Origin of the sequence: Streptomyces sp. NL15-2K (assembly GCF_030551255.1) — a bacterium.
Taxonomy (GTDB): Bacteria; Actinomycetota; Actinomycetes; order Streptomycetales; family Streptomycetaceae; genus Streptomyces.
On sequence record NZ_CP130630.1, the window covers coordinates 1,334,191 to 1,351,745 of the forward strand.

The 17,555-nt window shown below is 72.3% G+C and carries 15 protein-coding genes and 2 pseudogenes; 6 read left to right on the forward strand and 11 right to left on the reverse strand.

All coding sequences use genetic code 11. The annotated features are described in order from the left end of the window. Positions 1-35: 35 nt before the first annotated feature. Positions 36-1,463: pseudogene (locus Q4V64_RS05350) on the forward strand (amino acid permease). 123 nt (positions 1,464-1,586) lie between these two features. Here Q4V64_RS05350 and Q4V64_RS05355 read toward each other — a convergent pair. Continuing rightward, a pseudogene (locus Q4V64_RS05355) lies at positions 1,587-1,880 on the reverse strand (CapA family protein); the annotation flags it as partial. A 138-nt stretch (positions 1,881-2,018) separates the two neighbouring features. Here Q4V64_RS05355 and Q4V64_RS05360 point away from each other — a divergent pair. From Q4V64_RS05360 to Q4V64_RS05370, 3 genes are all read left to right on the forward strand, one after another. Continuing rightward, positions 2,019-2,567: a sigma-70 family RNA polymerase sigma factor gene (locus Q4V64_RS05360; protein WP_124436531.1), complete on the forward strand. Its 549-nt coding sequence runs from the start codon at positions 2,019-2,021 to the stop codon at positions 2,565-2,567. 147 nt (positions 2,568-2,714) lie between these two features. After that, complete coding sequence (locus Q4V64_RS05365) at positions 2,715-3,230, forward strand: hypothetical protein (RefSeq protein ID WP_124436532.1); 516 nt, start codon at positions 2,715-2,717, stop codon at positions 3,228-3,230. A gap of 162 nt (positions 3,231-3,392) precedes the next feature. Further along, positions 3,393-4,052, forward strand: a complete 660-nt coding sequence (locus Q4V64_RS05370; protein WP_124436533.1) for a zf-HC2 domain-containing protein — start codon at positions 3,393-3,395, stop codon at positions 4,050-4,052. Here Q4V64_RS05370 and Q4V64_RS05375 read toward each other — a convergent pair. Beyond that, positions 4,039-4,725, reverse strand: coding sequence for a response regulator transcription factor (locus Q4V64_RS05375; RefSeq protein WP_124436534.1), 687 nt, complete (start codon positions 4,723-4,725; stop codon positions 4,039-4,041). The two genes, Q4V64_RS05370 and Q4V64_RS05375, sit on opposite strands and share 14 nt — an antisense overlap. Then, complete coding sequence (locus Q4V64_RS05380) at positions 4,722-5,954, reverse strand: histidine kinase (protein ID WP_124436535.1); 1,233 nt, start codon at positions 5,952-5,954, stop codon at positions 4,722-4,724. The genes Q4V64_RS05375 and Q4V64_RS05380 overlap by 4 nt, the downstream gene beginning before the upstream one ends. A 132-nt stretch (positions 5,955-6,086) precedes the next feature. Between Q4V64_RS05380 and Q4V64_RS05385 the strand changes: the two genes are divergently transcribed. After that, positions 6,087-7,358, forward strand: coding sequence for an alpha/beta fold hydrolase (locus tag Q4V64_RS05385; RefSeq protein WP_124436536.1), 1,272 nt, complete (start codon positions 6,087-6,089; stop codon positions 7,356-7,358). 35 nt (positions 7,359-7,393) lie between these two features. On the opposite strand, the gene Q4V64_RS05390 is transcribed toward Q4V64_RS05385, so the two are convergent. The 3 genes from Q4V64_RS05390 to Q4V64_RS05400 form a co-directional block, all read right to left on the reverse strand. After that, a complete protein-coding gene (locus Q4V64_RS05390; RefSeq protein ID WP_124436537.1) occupies positions 7,394-8,257 on the reverse strand; it encodes a DNA-formamidopyrimidine glycosylase family protein in 864 nt (287 codons plus the stop codon). 36 nt (positions 8,258-8,293) lie between these two features. After that, a complete protein-coding gene (locus Q4V64_RS05395) occupies positions 8,294-10,360 on the reverse strand; it encodes a SpoIIE family protein phosphatase (RefSeq protein WP_124436538.1) in 2,067 nt (688 codons plus the stop codon). A 78-nt stretch (positions 10,361-10,438) separates the two neighbouring features. Continuing rightward, positions 10,439-11,692, reverse strand: coding sequence for a DUF6777 domain-containing protein (locus Q4V64_RS05400; protein ID WP_124436539.1), 1,254 nt, complete (start codon positions 11,690-11,692; stop codon positions 10,439-10,441). Positions 11,693-11,846: 154 nt separating this feature from the next. Between Q4V64_RS05400 and Q4V64_RS05405 the strand changes: the two genes are divergently transcribed. Further along, positions 11,847-13,268 carry a lipase maturation factor family protein gene (locus Q4V64_RS05405; protein WP_124436540.1) on the forward strand — a complete coding sequence of 474 codons (1,422 nt, stop codon included), beginning with the start codon at positions 11,847-11,849 and terminating at the stop codon, positions 13,266-13,268. On the opposite strand, the gene Q4V64_RS05410 is transcribed toward Q4V64_RS05405, so the two are convergent. Genes Q4V64_RS05410 through Q4V64_RS05430 form a run of 5 tightly spaced genes read right to left on the reverse strand, consistent with a single transcriptional unit; the run spans position 13,256 to position 17,553 of the window. Next, the gene (locus tag Q4V64_RS05410) at positions 13,256-14,092 is read right to left on the reverse strand and encodes an amidohydrolase family protein (protein WP_172628926.1); all 837 of its coding nucleotides are present in this window, start codon (positions 14,090-14,092) and stop codon (positions 13,256-13,258) included. The genes Q4V64_RS05405 and Q4V64_RS05410 overlap by 13 nt on opposite strands. Continuing rightward, positions 14,077-14,391, reverse strand: a complete 315-nt coding sequence (locus Q4V64_RS05415) for an L-rhamnose mutarotase (RefSeq protein WP_124436542.1) — start codon at positions 14,389-14,391, stop codon at positions 14,077-14,079. The genes Q4V64_RS05410 and Q4V64_RS05415 overlap by 16 nt, the downstream gene beginning before the upstream one ends. Continuing rightward, positions 14,388-15,434: an aldo/keto reductase gene (locus tag Q4V64_RS05420; RefSeq protein WP_124436543.1), complete on the reverse strand. Its 1,047-nt coding sequence runs from the start codon at positions 15,432-15,434 to the stop codon at positions 14,388-14,390. The genes Q4V64_RS05415 and Q4V64_RS05420 overlap by 4 nt, the downstream gene beginning before the upstream one ends. Beyond that, entirely contained in the window at positions 15,431-16,186 is a 756-nt protein-coding gene (locus Q4V64_RS05425) for an SDR family oxidoreductase (RefSeq protein ID WP_124436544.1), read from the reverse strand. Before Q4V64_RS05425 ends, Q4V64_RS05420 begins: the two co-directional genes overlap by 4 nt. Beyond that, positions 16,183-17,553 carry an L-fuconate dehydratase gene (locus Q4V64_RS05430; protein ID WP_124436545.1) on the reverse strand — a complete coding sequence of 457 codons (1,371 nt, stop codon included), beginning with the start codon at positions 17,551-17,553 and terminating at the stop codon, positions 16,183-16,185. Before Q4V64_RS05430 ends, Q4V64_RS05425 begins: the two co-directional genes overlap by 4 nt. Positions 17,554-17,555: the final 2 nt, after the last annotated feature.

Genomic DNA, 17,555 nt, shown 5'->3' on the forward strand with positions numbered 1-17,555 from the left:
GTCAGCCGTTTGCCGAACACAAAGAGGTGACGGGCATGGCCGGACTCCGCGCGGGCGAGGGGATTCTCCGCCGCAAACCCATCGAACGCATCGAATAGACGGAAGTGGGCGCGGGCGCACGGCTCGACCGGTCGCTCGGGCTGTGGCAGCTGACCGCGATCGGCGTGGGCGGCATCATCGGCGCCGGCATCTTCACACTCGCCGGCACGGTGGCCAACGGCACGGCGGGCCCCGCGGTCCTCGTCGCCGGCGTCGCGAGCGCGGCGGCCGCGCTGTCGTACGCCGAGTTCGCGGGGCTCATCCCGAAGGCCGGTTCCGCCTACACGTACGGGTACGCGGTGCTCGGCGAACTCGCGGGCTGGTTCATCGGCTGGGACCTGCTGCTGGAGTACACGGCGATCGTCGCGGTGGTCGCCATCGGCATCTCCGGGTACTTCAGCTTCCTCGTCGGCGAGATGGGCGCCGATCTGCCGAACTGGATGCTGGGTGCGCCCGGCACCGGCGACGGGCACAAGGTCGACCTGTTCGCGGCCGTGCTGTGCCTGCTGATCGCCTATCTGCTCACCCTCGGCATCAAGAACGCGGCCCGCTTCGAGACGGTCGTGGTCGTGCTGAAGGTGCTGGTCGTGCTGCTGGTGATCGCCGTCGGCGTGTTCCACATCGACACGGCGAACTACAACCCCTTCTTCCCGTACGGAGTCGGCGGGGCGTTCACCGGTGCGGCGACCGTGTTCTTCGCGGTCTTCGGGTACGACGCCATGTCGACGGCGGCCGAGGAGTCGAAGGACGCGCAGCGGCACATGCCGAAGGCGATCATCTACTCGCTGGTGATCTCGATGGTCCTGTACGTGGCCGCCTGCCTGGTCCTGACGGGCATGCAGGACTACAAGGACATCGACAAGGAGAGCGGCTTCTCCACGGCCTTCAAGTCGGTCGGGCTCGGCGGGCTGGCGGACGTGATCGCGGTGGGCGCGATCATCGGCATCCTCACGGTGATGTTCACGTTCATGCTGGGAGTTACCCGTGTCTGGTTCTCGATGTCCCGTGACGGGCTGCTGCCCAAGTGGTTCGCCAAGACGCACCCGACGCGGCACGTGCCGACGCGGGTGACCTGGATCGTGGGAGTCGCATCGGCCGTCATCGCCGGGTTCCTGCCGATCGGCGAGGCGGCCGAACTCACCAACATCGGCATCCTGCTGGCGTTCGTGGTGGTGTGCGTCGCGGTGATCGTGCTGCGCTACCGGCAGCCGGAGCTGCCGCGCACCTTCCGCACGCCGTGGATGCCGGTCGTGCCGGCGGTGGGTGTGGTCTTCTCGATCTGGCTGATCACGTTCCTGCAGTGGCAGACCTGGGCGCGGTTCGCCGTGTGGTTCGCGCTCGGACTCGTGGTCTACTTCGGCTACTCGTACCGTCGGTCGGCACTGGCGGAGCGTCAGAGCCCGGAGGACGTCACCGGCCCATGACGAGCCCGTCCTGCGCCGCCCCCGGCTGAGGACCACGTCCCGGATCCGGTCGCGTACGGCGCGCACCTCGGCGCCCGCCGCCCGGGGCTGCCCCTGCGGGAGTGGGAAACCGTTCGTGCCTTACGTGTACGCGAGGTGGGCGACGTTCGCCTCGCCCGCGCGCAGGATGGTGGGGACACGCGACTCTTCCTCGGTGCGCGCCGTGCCGGAGTGCCGTACGCCCGCGCGGTCGAGGGCGTCCAGAGTGCGGCCGTTCTCGCCGTAGACCGTCTCCATGTGGCACAGCGCCAGATCGGCACGGGAGACGACCGGTGCGACACCGGCGCACATCGGGCGGAAGTCGTAGCCGGTGCCGCCCGCGTCGAAGCGCGCCCGGTCGATGACCGAAGTGTGCGCGAGGACGTCGCCGGAGGCGACCGGTGTGAGCCCGTCCGGAGCGCCTGAGCGACGCGGAATGGACCGTTCATCGAACCGTTCGTCGACGCGATCGACCGTCCGCCGCAGAGCCGTGCTGCCACCCTGGCCGGAATCGGTCCCCTGTTGTGCCATACGGCCATGACGGCCGGAACCACCCTCACGAACGGGACGACGACCGCCGAGCACGAGCTCGCCGCACTGCAGCGGGAGCACGGCCGGCCACTCTTCGCGCTGCTGCTCCGGCTCTGTGACGGCGACCGACAGCGCGCCGAGGACCTCGTCCAGGAGACTTTGGTGCGCGCCTGGCAGCATCCCGAGGCACTGCGCGCCGACGACTTCGACTCCGTACGGCCGTGGCTGCTGACCGTGGGACGTCGGCTGGCGATCGACGCGCGGCGGGCCCGGCAGGCCAGGCCGCCGGAGGTCGGCGACGCGATCCTGGAGAACGCCCGGGTGTGCGCCGACCACGCCGAGCGGGCGGCCGCCACCCTCGATGTGCGCCAGGCTGTGAAGACACTCACTCCGGAACACCGTGAAGTCCTGGTGCTGGTGTATTTCCAGGGGGCCAGTGTGGCGGAGGCCGCGGAGGCCCTCGGCATCCCGCCCGGTACCGTGAAGTCCCGCGCGTACTACGCGCTGCGCGCCCTGCGCCGGGTGCTACCGGGTTACGCGGCCGACCTGCGGTGAAACCAATGTCTCGGTCAAACCTCCGTAAAGCGCCTTGCCGCTGACCCCGGTTGAGTAATCGGCTGTCCTCATCCGTGTTCCGAATGGGGCAGGGCCCCAGGGCCCGGTATCGGGTGACGCGCACGCACCGGAGGAAGGCAGGAAGGGATGCTGCACAGAGGTCACGAGAGCACGGACGGCGCCGGCGGCGGCGAACTGACCGTCCCCATGGCGTGGTTGTACGCCGAGTACATCGCCGACGAGCTGCTGCGGTCCGGCGATCTGATGCCGCCTACGTCCTTCGAGTTCCGCGCGGGGCGGGACGCGCTGGCGCTGACCATCTTCCTCTCCGACACCGACGGCGAGCTCTCCGGCATCCAGGTCGTCTCCCAGCTGGAGACCTGGCTGTCGCTGACCGCCTACGACCAGCCGTGGCAGGACTGGGTGTGCGAGCGCATGGCCCAGCTCACCGCCGAGGCGTTCGCCGTCGACGCCCCCGCGCCCGACCTGGAGCTGGCCGAGGCGGCCTGGCGCTGGCTGGAGGAGACCGAGCTGCTCGCCCCCGACCTGAACGCGGTGCCGGGCGGCGCCGCGATGGTCGGCGAGGACGAGGGGCCCAAGGTATGGACGCCGGCCTGGCAGCTCGGGTTGCCTCTGGGACACCTCGCCATCCATCTTTTCTAGACTCGTTTCGACTCGGACCAATCCTCGGGTCCGGCCGCTCCGAACCCCTTGGTTACGATTCTGTATGGGGCTTGAGTGATTCGGCTGGCTGGTCCGTACCGGTGGGAGCAAGGCGTAAACCGGAGTAACCCCCACCCGCACCCAACGGCACGAGGATTCGGCATGAGGTCCCTGGAGAGGCATCGCGACGTCGGCGCGTACGCGCTCGGCGTGCTGGACGAGGCGGACGCCTTCCGCTTCGAGGACCACCTCATGGAGTGCCCCCGCTGTGCGGCACACGTGACCGAATTCGGGCCCGTGACCCGGCAGATGATGCTGTACCGGCGGGCCACCCCGCGGGTCGTGCACCCCATGGCGCAGCCGGGCCCCCGACTGCTGGACCGGCTGCTCGGCGAGGTCGCCACGCGGCACCGGGCCCGGCGCCGGCGGCTGCTGTACGCGGTGGCCGCCGCGGCGGTGTTCGCGGTGGCCGGGCCCGGGATCACCATGCTGGCCAAGGGCGCCGACCCGCAGCGCCAGGACGTGCGGGTGACCGCGACCGACGAGCGATCGGGTGTGTGGGCGCAGCTCACCACCGAGGACGAGGCCTGGGGCAGCGACGTCGAGATCACCGTCAAGGACGGGGCCGGACCCCGCTCCTGCCGGCTGATCGCCGTCGGCGTGGACGGCACGGAAGAGATTCTCACCAGCTGGAACGTGCCCCGGCACGATGCCCGGCCGAACACCATGCACGGCGGCTCGACCCGGCACACCGACCAGATCGACCACTACGAGGTGCGCACCAGCACCGGTGAGCACCTGGTGACCCTCACGCCCTCCTGACCTCTCCCCCTCCGGGACGCACCAGCCCGTGATCGAACGCGAAGACGACGGCGTGCACCCGGTCCCGCAGCTCCAACTTGCCCAGCACCCGGCCGACATGAGTCTTCACGGTGGCCTCGCCGACGTGCAGCCGAGCGGCGATCTCCGGGTTGGACAGCCCGCGGCCCAGCAGGAGCAGCACATCGCGTTCGCGGTCGGTCAGCCGGGCCAGCCGCCGGGCGGTCTCCGGCGCGGGCGAAGGCGGCGTTGAGCGGGCGAACTCGGCCAGCAGACGGCGGGTGACGGTGGGGCCGAGCAGCGCCTCGCCCGCGGCGAGCGTGCGGATGCCCTCGATCAGGACTTCGGGCGGGCTGCGCTTGAGCAGGAACCCGCTCGCGCCCGCGCGGACGGCGGAGAACACGTACTCGTCGAGTTCGAAGGTGGTGAGGATCAGCACCTTGGGCGTGCCGTTCACCGCGGAGCCGGTGACGGCCCGGGTGGCCTCGACGCCGTCCAGCAGCGGCATCCGGACGTCCATGAGGACGACGTCGGGTGCCAGGGCGGCCGCCGCGCGTACCGCCTCCCGGCCGTCGGCCGCCTCGCCGACCACGGTCAGGTCGGGCTGGGTCTGGAGCATCATCCTCAGGCCCGCCCGCATCAGTTCCTCGTCGTCGGCGAGCAGGACACGGATCATGACGACTCCTTCGAGGGGACCGGCGACGACTTGGACGCGACCGGCGGGGCCGTCGACCCGGCCTGCGGTTTCTTCGGCGGGGCTACCGGCTCGTTCAGCGGGATGACGGCCGCGACCCGCCAGCCGCCCCCGGCGGCGGGGCCGGTGTCCAGGGTGCCGCCGAGCCGGGCGAGGCGTTCGAGCATGTTCCGCAGCCCCCGGCCACCGCCCGCCGACTCGCCCGCCGGACCGCCCGGCGGACCGCCCGGCGATCGTCCCGGTGCGCCGGTCCCGTCGTCCGTGACGTGTACGGCCACCCGGTCGCCGGTGAGGTCGACGCCGACCACCGCGTGGGCGGGGCGGGCGTGGCGGACCACGTTGGTGAGCGACTCCTGGACGACTCGACCGACGGTCTCGGCGACCTCGACGGGCAGGCGGCCCAGCAGGTCCGGGGCGGGCAGCCGGAGGTCGGCGGTGACGTCGTCGGGGAGCCGGGCGACCAGGGCACGCAGAGTGGCCTCGACGTCGTAGGTGTCGGTGAGCAGTCCGAGGATCCGGTCCAGGTCGGTCATGGCGCCCCGGCCGACCTCCTCGATCCGGGACAGGGCCTGCCGTACGTCGGGCGCGTCGGCGCCCAGGGTGAGCCGGGCGGCTCCGGCGTGGGTGACCATGACGGTGACGGCATGGCCGACCGCGTCATGCAACTCACTTGCCATGCGGGCGCGTTCGGCCGCGACGGCCTGGGCGCGCTCGTGTGCGCGCAGGGCGTCGCGGGTCTCGCGGCGGGCGCGTCCGGTCCGGCCCACGAGCCAGGCCACCGCGTGCACGGCGAGGGCGGGCACGAAGGCGTTGTCGTCGGCGGCGAGGACGGCCACGGCGGCCAGGGCGGGCGGCGCCGCACACTCCAGGGCGCGTGCGGCGGGCCGGGTCTGTACGACCAAGGTGAGCGCGAGCGCGGTGGCCAGCGAGACGTTGGTGACCTCGGCTCCGGACCCGACCGCCGCCACGGTGGCCGCGCCGCCCGCCCACAGCGCACACGCCGGGGCGAACCTGCGCCCCGCGATCGCGGCGAACCACACCACCGCACAGGCCCGTTCGCTCCCCGGTCCGGCGAACGCCGAGGCGGTGTGGTCCGACGGTCCGACGGCGATCACCGCCGACAGATACGCGACCACCACATCGAGCAACACCCATGCCGGCCCCCGGTCCACGGCGTGGTCGGGCCGCAGTCGCCTCCGCAACTCCCCCACAACGCACAGGCTACGGGCGGCGGCCGGACTCTGCGTCCCCCTGGCGGCGGACATCGCCTCCCCCCGGGCGGGGACCGGGAGGGTCCACGGCGGCGGACGCGGGCCGTGGCCCTCCGACCGCAGCATCGCCGTATGACGACAACTCAACTTCCTTCCCGGGCACCGCAGATCACGGACCGACGACGTGCCGCCCGCTCGGTTCGGCTGCTCGGCAGGGCCCTGCTCGTCCTGCTCGGTGTGCTGCTGGCGCCCGTGGCGGCGATCGCGGCGGTGTGGGCGACCGCGTCGGTCACGGCCGAGCTCGCGCTCCTGGCCGCCGCGGGGGTCGCGGCGCTGGTGGTGGGGTGCGCGCTGCCGGTGTACGCGGGGCTGCGCCGCCGGACCGCGACCGCCCTGGTCACCGCGGCCGTGCTGCTGCTCACCTCGGCCACCGCCTTCCTGACGGTGCTCCAGCCGCTGGACGAGCAGCCGCCGCATCCGCGCTCCCGGCCCACCGGGTACTGGAGCCTGCCGACCGGCTCCCGACTCGCCTACACGCTCCAGCACGCCCAGGGCCGCCCGCGTGAGACGCCGGTGATCGTGCTGCACGGCGGTCCGGGCACCCCCGGCGACGGCCCCGACCCGCTGGAGCGCCTGCTGACCGGGCAGGGCTACGACGTCTACTCCTACGACCAGCTGGGCTCGGGCCGCTCCGGGCGGCTGGCCGACCCGAGCGGCTACACGGTGGCCCGGCAGGTCGCCGACCTGGAGGCCGTGCGCGCGCGGATCGGTGCGCGGCGGGTCGTGCTGCTCGGCGCTTCCTGGGGCGCCACGCTGGCCGCCGAGTATCTCGCCGCGCATCCCGGCCGGGTGGCCCGGATGGTGCTCACCTCGCCCGGAGTGCTGTGGGCCCCGGCCTGGAAGGACCGGTCCGAGGGCGACATCTGGGACCGGCTGACGCCGGAGCAGCAGCAAGAGATCGACGCCCTGGAGGACCATCCCCGGCTGGCGGCCTGGTCGCTGCTGATGGCGGCGAACCCGCGCGCCGCCCACGCCCTCGTCCCCGACTCCGAGCTTGACCCGATCTTCGCCGAGCTCCTCGACATCGCCGCTCCGGCGGCCACCTGCCACCCCGACCGCCCTCTGCGCGACCTGCCGGCCTCCGTGCCCGGCTTCTACGCCAACCAGCTCACCGGCGAGGACCAGCTCACCGTCCCCGACCCGCGCCCCGCCCTGCGCCGCACCCGGGTCCCGGTGCTCGTCCTGCGCGGCGCCTGCGACTACAAGAACCCCGGGATCGCGCGCGAGTACGACGAGGTGCTGCCGAACGCCACCCTGGTAACCGTCGCGGGGGCGGGCCACCTCATCGACATGGAGCAGCCCGAGGTCTACCGGCGCACCGTCACCCGCTTCCTGGACCGGTGAGCGGCGGTGCAGGGCTGCTGCTGCGCGTGCCGGGGCTACTTCAGCAGCCGGGACAGCCTGCGGTCGGCGAGGGGCTTGCCGCCGGTCTGGCAGGTCGGGCAGTACTGGAGCGAGGAGTCGCTGAAGGAGACCTCGCGGATGGTGTCGCCGCACACCGGACAGGGTTCGCCGGTACGGGCGTGGACGCGCAGGCCGCTCTTCTTCTCGGCCTTGAGGCGGCCGGCCGCGACGCCCCGGGAGCGCTCGATCGCCTCGTTGAGGGTGGTGCGCAGGGCCTCGTAGAGGCTGTGGGTCTCCTGCGGGGTGAGGGAGGCCGCGAGTTTGAAAGGGGACATCTTCGCGGCGTGCAGGATCTCGTCGCTGTAGGCGTTGCCGACGCCCGCGATCAGGCCCTGGTCACGCAGGGCGCCCTTGAGTTGCCGTCGCTCACCGGCGAGCAGGGCGGCGAAGCGCTCCTCGTCGAAGTCGTCGGCGAGCGGGTCGGGGCCGAGGCGGGCCACGCCCGGGACCTCCTGGGGATCGTGGACGACGTAGACCGCGAGGCGCTTCTGGGTGCCCGCCTCGGTCAGGTCGAAGCCCGCGCCGGTCTCCAGGGCCACGCGCAGGGCCAGGGGGCCCTTGCCGGGGCGGGGCGGGCCATCCGGGAGCCTGTCCTTCCAGTGCAGCCAGCCCGCACGCGCCAGGTGGGTCACGAAGTGCGGGCCGCCGTCCGTGGCGAGGTCGAGGAACTTGCCGTACCGGCGCACGGCGGTGACCTCGTGGCCCTCGAGGGCGGTGAGCGGAGGGTCGTACGTCTTCAGGACACTGATCGCGACGGGCAGCACCCGGACGATCTCGTGGCCGACCAGGTGCTCGGTCAGGAAGTCCTTGAGCGCTTCCACCTCGGGGAGTTCCGGCATACGTCCAGAGTGCCACCGCAGACTCCCGGCATCAGCTCAGGTCACCACGAACTCGCACCACACGCACTTGCCGCCGCCCCGGGCCTCCACGCCCCACACGTCGGTGAGCAGGTCGACCACGAGCAGGCCCCGCCCGGAGACACCCGACTCCCCCGCGTCGCGGCGGCGCGGCAGGGCGCTGGAGGCGTCCTCGACCTCGACGCGCAGCCGCCGGTCGCTGCCGGTGAGGACCCGCAGGGTGACGACGGCGGAGCCCTCGGTGTGCATCAGGGCATTGGTGATCAGCTCGTCGGCGACCAGCTCGACCTCGTGGGCGCGATCGCGGGCGCCCCAGGCGGTGACCGCGGCGCGGATCATGTGCCGGGCCTCGGAGAGGGCCTCCGGGTCGCCGGGTGCCACGTGCTGCTGGAGCCGGCCCGCGGACCTCAGTGTGTCCAGACCGCGGCGGCGCAGCAGGAGCAGGGCCACGTCGTCGTCGCCGCCGCGCTCCTCGGCCACGTCGATGAGGCAGTCGGCGAGGTCCCGTACGTCCTGCGGGCCGGCGGCGACCAGGGCCGTCAGGGTCCGCATGCCGTCGTCGAGGTCGGCGCCCGGCTGTTCGACCAGGCCGTCGGTGCACAGCATCAGGGTGTCGCCGGGGTCCAGTTCGAGGGTGGCTACGGAGTAGTCGAGGCGCCCGAACTCGGCGGACAGGCCGAGCGGCAGGCCGCCCTCGACGGGGACACGGCGGCAGCTGCCGTCGGGCCGGCGGACCAGGGGGTCGATGTGGCCGGCCCGGACCACCTGGACCACTCCGGTGGACAGGTCGGCCTCCGCGTACAGGCAGGTCGCGAAGCGGTCGGTGTCGAGTTCGTGGAGGAAGACTGAGGCACGGGCCATCACCGCGGCGGGGGTGTGGCCCTCGGCGGCGTAGGCCCTCAGGACGATGCGCAGTTGGCCCATGACGGCGGCGGCGTGCGTGTCGTGGCCCTGCACGTCGCCGATGACGGCGCCGACGCGCCCGCCCGGCAGCGGGATCAGGTCGTACCAGTCACCGCCGATGTCCCGGCCGAGCGCGGCGGAACGGTAGCGGACGGCGACGTCGGCACCGGGGACGCTGGGGATGGTGCGCGGCAGCATGGCCTGCTGGAGGCCGGTGGCGAGGTCCTTGTCCTGCTCGTAGAGCATGGCCCGCATGAGGCTCTGCGCGATGCTGCTGCCGAGGGCGATGAGGACGTTGCGGTCCTCGGGCGAGAAGCCGCGCCGGTCGCTGTAGAGCAGGCCCATGGCGCCGATCGGGCGGGCCTCGGCGATGAGCGGCAGATAGGCGGCCGAGGTGATGTCCAGGCCGGTGATGTGCGGCCACAGCAGCGGGTAGCGCTCGGCGAACTCCTCCGGGGACTCGATGAAGCGCGGGGTGAGGGTGCGGACGGCCTCGCTCATCGGGTAGGGCTCGTCGATCCGGGTGACGCGGGTGCCGGGCACGAAGCTGCCCTTGGGGCCCTCGGCGACCAGCCGGATGCGGCCGGCCTCGACCAGGCCCATGACCAGGCTGGTGGCGCCGAGGTGGGTGAGGCCGTGGGTGTCCTTGAGGACGTCGATGACGTCGTCGACGGTGCGGGCGTGGGCGAGGGCGGCCGTGGTCAGCTGCACGACGTTGGTCTGGCGGCGCCGGGCCTCGTCGTGGGCGGCCTGCTCCCGGCGGGCCTCGATCTCGCCGAGTTCCTGGGTGGCGTCGCGGACGATGCCGATGATCCGGCGGGGGCGTCCCGTCTCGTCGCGTCGGATGTAGCCCTGGGTGTGGGTCCAGCGCAGGGTGCCGTCCCGGCAGCGGAGCCGGAAGTAGGTGCCGTAGTTCTCGCTGCCGTCCTTCATGGCCTGGGCGACGAGGGCGTCGAGCCGGTGGGCCTCCGCGCGCGGGACCCGGATCGCCAGGGTCCCTGGGTACCCGTCGTATTCGTCGGGGCGCAGGTCGAAGACCTCGTGGGCCTGGGCGTCCATGTGGAACAGACCGGTGTCCAGGTCCCAGTCGAAGCTTCCCATGCGGTTGAGCGCCAGGATCGGATCCGGGTGGGCGGGCCAGTCGTCCGGGAGTGACAGGGCGCTCGCTCCCCGATCAACCATGGAGCAACCTTGCCAGGAATCGGCCGATTATTCGACCGGTGAGACGGACCGGTATACGGCCCGTGATGCGTGCCGGTGTCAGGCGCCGTCCGCGCCGACCGGGTCGTCGGCGTCGGGGATCAGGCCGCCGCCGTCGGGCGGGTCGGGGGCCTCCGGCACGGCTGCGGGACCGGTCTCCTCCGCCTCCGAGGAGGCGCGGGGGGCGTCGGGCTCCGTGGGCTGCGCCACGGCCGGCTCCTCCTCGACTGTCGTCCCGACGTCGGGCGCGGTCGTGGGAGGCGGGGGAGGCGTGGGTGTCACGGTGGTCGTGGGGCAGTCGGCCGGCTCGTGCGTCGGCAGGTCCGTAGGCACATCGGTCGGGGTGTCGTCGGTAGCGTCCGGCGAGGCAGTGGCGTCCGGCGAGGCGGCCGGGGGCACGCAGTCGGTCGGCGCGCCCGGGGAAGACCTCTCATCCATCGTGCCCGGGGAGGACCTCTCGTCGCTCGCGAACTCGCTCTCGTCCGCGGGGAACGCGCTGTCCCCGCCCGACGAGGCGCTGGACGCGCTGCTGTCGGGAGCAGGACCCGGGTCCGGCGCGGGCACGATGCGGTCCCGGTGGACGCCGTGACCGAGCCGCCGCTCGACCCAGCTGTTGTCGACGCTGTTGATGATCGTGATGTTGGTGATCGCCTGGGTGGTCGGCGTCACCGCGATCATCCGCGTGGGCCGGAATCCGGCCCAGGGGCGGCCGTGCGTGCCGGGGCTGCTCCCCCGCATCGCCACGGGCGGCTTCAGCGGATTGCCGCAGGCGCAGCGGACGCGCGGCACACCCCGGTTGTCGACGAGGACGGCCGTGCCCGCCTGGAGGACGGACTGGTAGGTGGTCACGTGTCCGTGGCGGAAGCCGTGGTTGGTGACCCGGGTGTCGGCGCGCAGCACGACCGGGGCCAGACCGCGCAGGTGGTCCGGGACCGAGGCCGGGGAGACGCCCGCGATCTCGGCGAAGGCACGGGTCTTGGCCGGGTCGGCACGCAGGTGGCCGATCAGCCGGTCGACGTCACAGCTGCCGACCCGCGCTTCGCCGCCGTAGAGGCCGGGCGTCCCGCCGGACACGTATCGCACCCCGGTCGGCCCCGCGGGCGCCGGTTGCGGCGTTCGAGTGACCGGAGGCGACGTGGCCGTCGAGGTCGCGGTGGAGTCCGTGAAGGGGTCGGGCCCCGGGTCCGCGACCGGCTGGAGGACGAGCTCCCGGCTCGACTTCGTGCCCTCGTCCCCGTCGCCGCCGCAGCCCGCGACGATGAGCGCCGCCGAGAGCGCGCAGGCCGTGACGAGGGTTCCGGTGGGTGTCCGCACCACACTCTCCCGTCCGTCCCGGGCAGTTCGTCACCATTGTCCGCTGTGCTCATTATTGTCTGCTGCGCTCACTTGGGTTACGCAAGCGGAAGGGAGGTACACGCGGAGTCACGTAGGGTTCCGGCGCGAGAACGGAGACGAGGAGCGCACGGCCATGGATTGGTTCACCGCATCCGACTACTGGATGAGCCGGCTGGTCTTCCAGCGGGCTCTGGCCGTCATGTACCTCGTGGCGTTCCTGACGGCGGCCCTGCAGTTCCGCGCGCTGATCGGCGAGCGCGGGATGCTGCCGGTGCCCCGGTTCGTCGAGCGGGTGCCCTTCAAACGGGCGCCCAGCCTTTTCCACCTCCACTACACCGACCGTTTCTTCGCGCTCTGCGCCTGGGCGGGCTGCGCGGTGTCGGCGGCGCTGCTCGCGGGGCTCGACTCCCGACTGCCGTTGTGGGGCGGGATGCTGATGTGGCTGGTGCCGTGGGCGCTGTACCTGTCGATCGTGAACGTCGGCCAGACCTGGTACGGCTTCGGCTGGGAGTCCCTGCTCCTGGAAGTGGGCTTCCTCGCGGTCTTCCTGGGCAACGACGAGGTGGCCCCGCCGATCCTGGTGCTGTTCCTGCTGCGCTGGATCCTGTTCCGTGTCGAGTTCGGGGCGGGTCTGATCAAGATGCGGGGCGACGAGTGCTGGCGCAAGCTGACCTGCCTCGACCACCACCACGAGACACAGCCGATGCCGGGGCCGCTCAGCTGGTTCTTCCACCATCTGCCCCGGCCCCTGCACCGGGTGGAGGTGGCCGCCAACCACTTCACCCAACTCGTGGTGCCCTTCCTCCTGTTCACCCCGCAGCCGGTCGCCACGGCCGCCGCCTCCCTGATGATCGTCACCCAGCTGTGGCTGGTGCTGTCGGGCAACTTCTCCTGGCTGAACTGGATCACCATCGTGCTCGCTCTGTCGGCGGTGGAGTTCCCGAGCGATCCGCCGTCGGTGCCCGACGCGCCGCTCTGGTACGAGGTCGTGGTCCTCGCGGTCGGCGCGCTGCTCGTGGGGCTCAGTTACCAGCCGGTCCGCAACATGATCTCCCGCCGCCAGATCATGAACCGCTCCTTCGACCCGCTCCACCTGGTCAACACCTACGGCGCGTTCGGCAGCGTCAGCCGCGTCCGGTACGAGGTGATCGTCGAGGGCACGGCCGACGACGTACCGCGTGAGGACTCGGACTGGCGGGAGTACGAGTTCAAGGGCAAGCCGGGCGATCCCCGGCACTGGCCGCGCCAGTTCGCGCCCTACCATCTGCGGCTCGACTGGATGATGTGGTTCGCCGCGCTGTCGCCCGCCTACGCCGGGTCGTGGTTCGGCGCCCTGGTGGAGCGGCTGCTGGAGAACGACCGCGACACGCTGAAGCTGCTGCGCCGCTCGCCGTTCCCGCCCGACACGCCGCCCCGCTACATCCGCGCCCGCCTCTTCCGCTACCGGTACACGACCTGGCGGGAGCTGCGGGAGACGGGCGCCTGCTGGGAGCGGACGTATGTGCGGGAGTATCTGCCGCCGACGCGGCTGATGGAGGTGGCTCAGAGGTCGTAGACGCGGGTGGCGGTGGTCTCGAAGATCTGGGTGCGTTCGTGTGCGCCGGTCAGCCGGTGTGCGATGTCGAGTACTTCGCCGTATGTCGCCGCGAGCGTGCACACCGGCCAGTCCGAGCCGAACATCAGGCGGTCCGGGCCGAAGGCGCCCAGCACGACGTCGGCGTACGGGCGCAGGTCGTCGATCGTCCAGGACGCGAGGTCGGCTTCGGTGACCATGCCGGAGAGTTTGCTGACCGTGTTGGGGAGGGCGGCGAGGGCGCGGAGGTCGGACGCCCAGGGTTCGAGGGTGCCGGAGGCGATGGGCGGCTTGCCCAAGTGGTCGAGGACGAAGGTGAGTTCGGGCAGCGAGGCCGCCGCCTTGATGCAGGCCGGGAGCTGGTGGGGCAGCACGACCAGGTCGTAGACCAGACCGGCGTCGGCGACGGCGGTCAGGCCACGGCGTACGTCCGGACGCAGCAGCCACTCCGGATCCCGCTCGCCCTGGACCTGGTGCCGGATGCCCTTGAGGTACTGCCCGCCGGGGAGTTCCCGCAGCCTGGCCAGTTCGTCGGCCACGTCGGGGCGCATCAGGTCGGTCCAGCCGACGACCCCCGCGACAAGCTCGTGCTCGGCGGCCAGGCCCAGGAACTCGGGGGTCTCCTCGGGCACGGTGACGGTCTGGACGAGGACCGTGCGGTCGACGCCTGCCACGCGGGCCTCGGGTGCGAGGTCTTCCACCGTGAAATCGCGTCGGAGGGGGCTGCCTTCGCCGATCCAGTCCTGGTCCCGTACGGACAGGTCCCAGACGTGGTGGTGCGCGTCCACGGTCACGGCAGCTCCCATACGACGGGCAGGCCGGCGTCGGCTCCCTCGCCGGAGTAGTCGTGCACCACGTCCAGCAGCTCGGCCATCCGGGCCTGCCAGGCGACGTTGACCGGGAGTTTCTCCAGCTCGGCGAGGAGGCGGGCGTAGTCCTCGCACTCCAGGACGTGGAAGAGGTCGGTGCCGCTGCGCCAGATCGTCCAGGAGGTGGCGCCGGCGGCGCGGATCGCGTCGGTGAGCTCGACGGGGACCTCGCGGTGGGCGGCCTCGTACTCGGCGACGCGGTCCGCGCGGACCTTGGTGTGCAGGGCGACTCTCATGACGGCTCCTCCAACGACCCCTCTGACGGCTCTTCTGACGGTTCCTCCGACGGCTCCTCTGACGGTTCCTCCGCGGGGACGGGGACATCGGCGGGCAGGAGGCCGCTGTCCCGCAGTTCCTGCCAGAAGGCGGTGGGCACAGTGGCCGCGAACTGGTCGGCGCAGTCGTGGACCTCGGCCGCGGAGCGGGTGCCGACGAGGACGCTCGCGACCGCCGGATGCGCGGCACAGAACGCCAGGGCGGCGGCCCGCAGGGTGGTGCCGTGACGGTCGGCGACGGACTTCAGGCGCAGGGCGTGGTCCAACAACTCGGATGGCGCCTGGGCGTAGTTGTACGTCGCTCCCGGCCTCGGGTCCGCCAGCAGGCCGGAGTTGAAGGCGCCGCCGACGACGACGGAGGCACCGCGTTTCTGCGCCTCGGGCAGCAGCTCGATCGAAGCCCGCTGATCGAGCAGGGTGTAGCGGCCCGCGCACAGCACCACGTCGACGTCCGTGTCACGGACGAAGCGCGTGAGCATCTCGGCCTGGTTCATGCCCGCGCCGATCGCACCGACGACGCCCTCCGAGCGGAGCTTCTCCAGGGCCGGGTAGCCCTCCCGGAAGGCCTGTTCGGCGTGGTCGTCGGGGTCGTGGAGGTAGACGACGTCCACGCGGTCGAGGCCGAGCCGTTCCAGACTGGCCTCCAGGGTGCGTCGTACACCGTCGGCGCTGAAGTCCCACACGCGGCGGTGGGTGGCGGGGACCGCGAAGCCGTTGGCCAGATCGTCGCCGCCGCCCTGGGAGGCCTCCAGGCGGCGGCCCACCTTCGTCGAGACCGTGTACCGCTCCCGGGGGTGGGCGCGCAGGGCGGCCCCGAGGCGGCGTTCGGACAGGCCGAGGCCGTAGTGCGGGGCGGTGTCGAAGTAGCGCACGCCCCGCTGCCAGGCGGCACTCACGGCCTCGTGCGCCTGCTCCTCGCCGACCTCCGTGAAGAGGTTGCCGATCGCGGCGGCGCCGAAGGCCAGGGGGCTGACTCGCACGCCGCTGTTGCCGAGCCGGTTCACTGGCCCGCCGGACGCAGGCGCAGGCCCTGCATGCCGCCGTCCACGGCGAGTGAGGTGCCGGTCGTGGCGCCGGACAGCGGGCTCGCCAGGTAGGCGATCGCGCCCGCGACCTCGTCCGCGCTGACGAGGCGGCCGGTGGGCTGGCGGGCCTCCAGGGCGGCACGCTCGGCGGCCGGGTCGGCGGCCTTGGACAGCAGGCGGCCGATCCACGGGGTGTCCGCCGTGCCGGGGTTGACGCAGTTGACGCGGATGCCCTCGCGGACGTGGTCGGCGGCCATCGCGAGGGTGAGGGAGTACACGGCGCCCTTGGTCGCGCTGTACAGCGCCCGCTGCGGAAGGCCCGCGGTGGCCGCGATGGAGGACGTGTTGACGATCGCCGCGTGCTCGGACGCGCGCAGGTGGGGCAGGGCGGCGCGGGCCACGCGGACCATGCCGACGACGTTGACGTCGAGGACGCGGTGCCACTCCTCGTCGTCGTTGTCCGCGACGGTGCCCTGGGCGCCGATGCCCGCGTTGTTGACCAGGACGTCGAGTCCGCCGAGGTCGGCGGCGGCCGCCGCCACGGCCTGGCGTACGGAGGCGTCGTCGGTGACGTCGGCCCGGTAGGCGCGCAGCGGCTTGTCGACCGACGACGGGTCCAGGTCGAGGACGGCGACCTGGGCCCCGCGCGCGGCGAGGAGTTCGGCCGTCGCCCGGCCGATGCCGGAGGCGCCGCCCGTCACCAGGGCCTTGAGGCCCTCGAAGTCGCTCATACCGCCTGTCCTTTCTTGTCGGTCGTCTTGTCGGTCGTCTTGTCGGTCGTCGCGAGATCGGCTGCCCAGAAGGCGCCGTCGGGGAACGTGAACCGCGCGATGGACTCCGGCCGCATGGCGGCCGAGAAGCCCGGCGCGGTGGGTGCGGCGTAGTTACCCTCGCGGATCACCACCGGGGCGAGGAAGTGGTCGTGGAGATGGTCGACGTACTCGATCACGCGGTCCTCGGTGGTGCCGGACAGCGCCACGTAGTCGAACATCGACAGGTGCTGGACGAGTTCGCACAGGCCGACGCCGCCCGCGTGCGGGCATACGGGCACGCCGAACTTGGCCGCGAGCAGCAGGATGGCGAGGTTCTCGTTGACGCCCGCGACCCGGGCCGCGTCGATCTGGAGGATGTCGATCGCGCCGGCCTGGAGGAGCTGTTTGAAGACGATCCGGTTGTGGACGTGCTCGCCGGTGGCCACCTTGACGGGTGCCACGGCCTTGCGGATCGCCGCGTGGCCGAGCACGTCGTCGGGGCTGGTGGGCTCCTCGATCCAGTACGGGTCGAACTCGGCGAGGGCCTTGGTCCAGCGGACCGCCTCGTCGACGTCCCAGCGCTGGTTGGCGTCGATGGCCACGCGGATGTCCGGGCCGACGACCGAGCGGGCGACACGGCAGCGCCGGATGTCGTCCTCCAGGTCCGCGCCGACCTTGAGCTTGATCTGCCGGAAGCCGTCGGCGACCGCCCGGTCGGCGAGCCGGGTGAGCTTGTCGTCGCTGTAGCCGAGCCACCCGGGGGATGTGGTGTAGGCGGGGTAGCCCTGGGCGAGCAGGCTCGCGGTGCGCTCGGCGGCGCCCTCCCGGCCCTTGCGCAGGATCTCCAGCGCCTCCTCGGGCGTGAGCGCGTCCGTCAGGTAGCGGAAGTCGATCTGTCCTACCAGCCACTCGGGCGCGGCCTCGGCGAGCAGCCGCCACAGTGGCTTTTCGGCGCGTTTGGCCGCCAGGTCCCACACGGCGTTGACCACCGCGCCGATCGCCATGTGCATCACGCCCTTCTCGGGCCCGAGCCAGCGCAGCTGGCTGTCCCCGATCAGGTCCCGGAAGAGTCCACCCGGGTCGGCGCACACCTCCTCGACGGGCCGCCCGACCACGTGGTGGCGCAGCGCGTGGATCGCGGCGACCTGGACCTCGTTGCCCCGCCCGATGGTGAAGGTGAAGCCGTGCCCCTCCGGCCCGTCCTCGGCGTCGGTGCGCAGCACGACGTACGCGGCCGAGTAGTCGGGGTCCGGGTTCATCGCGTCGGAGCCGTCGAGCTCGCGTGAGGTGGGGAACCTGATGTCGTAGGTGTCGACCGCGGTGATGCGGACGGGCGTCGGGGACACAG